At 41.1% G+C, this 4,058-nt stretch carries 3 protein-coding genes and 1 pseudogene; 3 read left to right on the forward strand and 1 reads right to left on the reverse strand.

What is annotated here, in order from left to right; all coding sequences use genetic code 11:
• Both H5202_RS18640 and H5202_RS18645 read left to right on the forward strand, forming a co-directional pair.
• Positions 1 to 124: pseudogene (locus tag H5202_RS18640) on the forward strand (transposase); the annotation flags it as partial.
• Positions 125 to 144: 20 nt separating this feature from the next.
• Entirely contained in the window at positions 145 to 897 is a 753-nt protein-coding gene (locus H5202_RS18645) for an MlaD family protein (RefSeq protein ID WP_259397381.1), read from the forward strand.
• Between the two features lie 98 nt (positions 898 to 995).
• Here the strand turns inward: H5202_RS18645 and H5202_RS18650 are convergent, their stop codons facing one another.
• Positions 996 to 2,222 (reverse strand): nucleoside recognition domain-containing protein, encoded by a 1,227-nt coding sequence (locus H5202_RS18650; protein WP_182773385.1) that lies wholly within the window; start codon positions 2,220 to 2,222, stop codon positions 996 to 998.
• Between the two features lie 124 nt (positions 2,223 to 2,346).
• Here H5202_RS18650 and rsmF point away from each other — a divergent pair, with 124 nt between their 5' ends.
• On the forward strand, positions 2,347 to 3,801 hold the full coding sequence (gene rsmF, locus H5202_RS18655; RefSeq protein ID WP_182773386.1) for a 16S rRNA (cytosine(1407)-C(5))-methyltransferase RsmF: 1,455 nt from the start codon (positions 2,347 to 2,349) through the stop codon (positions 3,799 to 3,801).
• The last annotated feature ends 257 nt before the right edge of the window (positions 3,802 to 4,058 follow it).

Genomic DNA, 4,058 nt, shown 5'->3' on the forward strand with positions numbered 1-4,058 from the left:
AGAACTATATGCGTCCATAGGTGACGGAAAAATGTTTCATAATGGTCGACATTTTGCTGCTTGGTGCGGATTAACACAAAGGCAAAACTCAAGTGGTGGCAAAACCATGCTGTCTGGCATCACGATACCAAGTCACTTGCACTTATGCAGGCTAAGGTAATAAACCTCACACTACCTGTAAGCACAAAAGTGTCAGAGAAAGCGGCTATTCGTTATCAAGGTCATAAAATTGGTGAAGTTTCGCAGGTTAAACTAAACCAAGATTTAAATACTCTTAACGCACAAGCTTATATTTATGGTCATTACGCAAACCATTTTAGTGCTAGCGACACAGAATACTTCATTGTCGACGCACAAATTTCTTTAGCGGGTATTAATGCCCCAGAAACACTGTTAACAGGCCCTTATATTGGGGTTATTCCTGGTAACAGCGCAGAAATTATCGATGACTTTGTAGCACAACCACACTCAAGCTTTGAGGCTGCCGTGCCTAAAGATGCATTAGCATTCCAATTAGTTGACGATCAACTTGGTTCAATTAAGGTCGGTACACCGCTATTTTTCCGTGGAATTAAAGTCGGACAAATTGATGGGTATAGGTTGGATGACTCAGGTACAGAAATTACGTTGTTTGCCCATGTCAATGCTGAATATAGTCACTTAATTAACCAGACCAGCCAATTTTGGGATGCATCTGGTATTACCTTAGACGTCGGTTTATTTTCGGGTGCACAGTTAGAAACTGGCTCATTAGAAACTATACTCGCCGGTGGTATCGCATTTGCGACCCGAGACACAACATCAGACAGTAACAGTATCAATACAACTGACCGTTTTACATTACACCAGAGTATGCAAGATGAATGGGCGCTATGGCGACCTACACAAGCTAAGTAACTTCATCTAGCGATAATACCGATTCAAACAAAAGCAAAGGCCGATATCTCTATCGGCCTTTTTATTTTTATTACGGTCCAAATTTTAATAATTGATGTTTAGCCATAAAACCAATAACACACACCAATAGCGGCACTAATACCTGCTAAATCTGCTGCTAAACCGCACCCTAGTGCATGACGACCATTACGTATCCCCACTGAACCAAAGTACACCGCCAACACATAAAACGTCGTTTCGGTACTGCCTTGTAAAATAGCCGCTAGTCTACCCGCAAAAGAATCAACCCCATTATGACTCATGGTTTCAAGCATCATCGCCCGCGCGCCCGAACCACTAAAGGGTTTCATAAATGCTGTTGGCATCGCATCAATAAAGCGCGTATCTGCACCTAATGCACTCACGCCACTCGCTAACAGCTGTAACGCATAATCTAACGCTCCTGAAGCCCTAAGAAAACCAATGGCTAATAACATCGCCAGTAAATAGGGGATTAGCTGGATTGCTTGGCTAAAACCCTGCTTAGCGCCATCAACAAACTCATCATAAACGGCAATTTTGCGATAACCTGCGACGAGAATAAAACTTAAAATCAGCAACAACAGTATACCGTTACCTAACACCATAGACATTTGGCCTATCGCATCGGCTGATAATGTCACCAAGTAAGCGATCCCAGCCATGAAAACACTCATAATGGTTGCAGCATAGGCCAAAATAACACTATTGAATAACGAGATACGCTGCACTAATGCAACAACCAACAATCCCACAACGGTGGAAACACTAGTGGCTAATAAAATGGGTAAAAAGATATCAGCAGGATTAGCCGCACCTTGTTGGGCACGATAAAGGAATACGGTTACGGGGACTAATGTAACTGATGAAGTATTTAACACTAAAAATAAAATTTGAGCGTTGGTTGCTACTGATTTAACAGGGTTAAGAGTTTGCAGATCATGCATCGCTTTTAAGCCTAAAGGCGTCGCGGCATTGTCTAGGCCCAACATATTAGCTGTAAGATTCATGCTAATGCTGCCATAAGCGACATGTCCACGAGGAACTTCCGGCATCAGCTTAGACAGTAAAGGTTCAAATATGCGAGCAAACAACCCCACAACACCGGCCTTTTCACCGACTTGCATCAACCCCATCCATAACGCTAACACACCGATTAAGCCAAGCGAGATGTCAGCTGCTAATTTTGCACTGGCAAACAATGCTGTCACCGACTCGCTTAATACATCGACATTGCCATTCACTAATTGGATCGTGATAGACAACGCTGCAATGATAAAAAATAATAACCACACTCTATTTAACACACACCACTCCATTAGCCTGTCGGTTTTATTAACGTCAATATACAGTAATCATTGCCGATCAGGGGCTACAATTCCGTGATATGATCGCTTCAATTACAGCAAAAATAATGTATCGTTTATTATTATGGCCCAATTAAATACAAACTTTATCAATCACATTAAGAAAGAGTTACCCGCTCACTTATCTTTAGAAGAATTTATCGCCTATTGTGATAAACCGCTTCGCAAATCCATTCGGGTGAATACACTTAAAATCAATACCGCACAATTTGTCGACATCATGACAAATGCTGGCTGGAAATTATCTCCAGTACCTTGGTGTGCAGACGGATTTTGGATTGAGGGTAAAGATGATATCCAACTTGGTAATGCCATTGAACATATTCAAGGGTTATTTTATATCCAAGAAGCCAGCTCAATGCTGCCGCCGACCGCACTATTTTCTAATGGTACTGCCGCCGAAATAGTCTTAGATGTTGCTTCTGCTCCAGGTTCTAAGACAACGCAAATAGCAGCCTTAATGAATAATAGTGGCTTATTAGTGGCTAATGAGTATTCAGCCAGTCGCGTTAAAGTATTACACGCTAACGTGTTACGCATGGGCGCCAGCCATACCGCCCTGACCCATTTTGATGGCAGAGTCTTTGGTGAATATTTATATGAATCGTTTGATGCAATTTTATTGGATGCCCCTTGTGGCGGCGAAGGTACGGTTCGCAAAGATCCCTTGGCATTAAAACATTGGGATATCGATGATGTTACTGCGATTGGTGAAACCCAAAAAGATCTTATCGAATCAGCATTTTTAGCGTTAAAGCCAGGCGGAGTGTTAGTCTATTCGACTTGTACTCTAAGCCAGTTAGAAAACCAACATATCTGTTATCACTTACAGCAAACTTACCCTGATGCGGTTGAGTTTGTGTCACTGGCTGCGTTATTTGATGGTGCAGATAAAGCATGCACTGAAGATGGTTTTTTACATGTTTGGCCACAGATTTACGACAGCGAAGGATTTTTTGTCGCTAAAATTCGTAAAACAGCCTCGGTTGAACGAGTAAAAAAACAGCCGAAATCACAAAGAAACTTTCCTTTTAGCCCCGCAAACGAAAAGCAAAAAGCAGAGTTAACACAATACTTTCAAAACAACTTCTGTCTCGAGTTACCCAGCGATGACGTAATCATGTTGCGTGACGATGAATATTGGTTATTTCCAGTCCAATTTATTCCTTTTATAGGCAAGATGCGTTTTCAGCGTATTGGTATTAAGCTCGCTGATGCGATGAAAAAAGGCTACAAAGCTAAACATGAAGCCGTTATTGCTTTATCGGCAGCAGCGCATAATCCAGCAAAAACAATGGAATTAAGTGCGTCACAAGCACAAGATTTTTTAATGGGTCGTGATATTGCCACAAGTACTTTTGATCAACCCACACAGCAAGAGTTAGCCATCATGCCACAAGGCGAAATGTTAGTGAGTTATCATAACGTCGTGCTTGGGGTTGTAAAACATTTAGGCCATAGACTGAAAAACAATTTACCGCGTGAATTAGTCCGCGACAATGTTAATTTAAGCCTGTAACAGAGTCAGCTATTTTAATCTAATAAAAAAAGAAGAATATTATTAATGCCTTACCGTAACATAGAGACCTAATTAATTTTATTGACTAAATTTTATGCAAAAACAATCTGAGTGCCTATAATTAATCCATAATCAATTCAGTATTTGGCATCTTAAGTTGTCTTAGGATGCCACAACAGTAGCGCAAGGCTCTTAATCGAGCCCTTTCCCTAGGCCCAAAACAATTGGATAGTTTTGGGCCTTTTTTTATCTTTTTA

Origin of the sequence: Shewanella sp. SG41-4, assembly GCF_014164505.1 — a bacterium.
Taxonomy (GTDB): domain Bacteria; phylum Pseudomonadota; class Gammaproteobacteria; order Enterobacterales; family Shewanellaceae; genus Shewanella.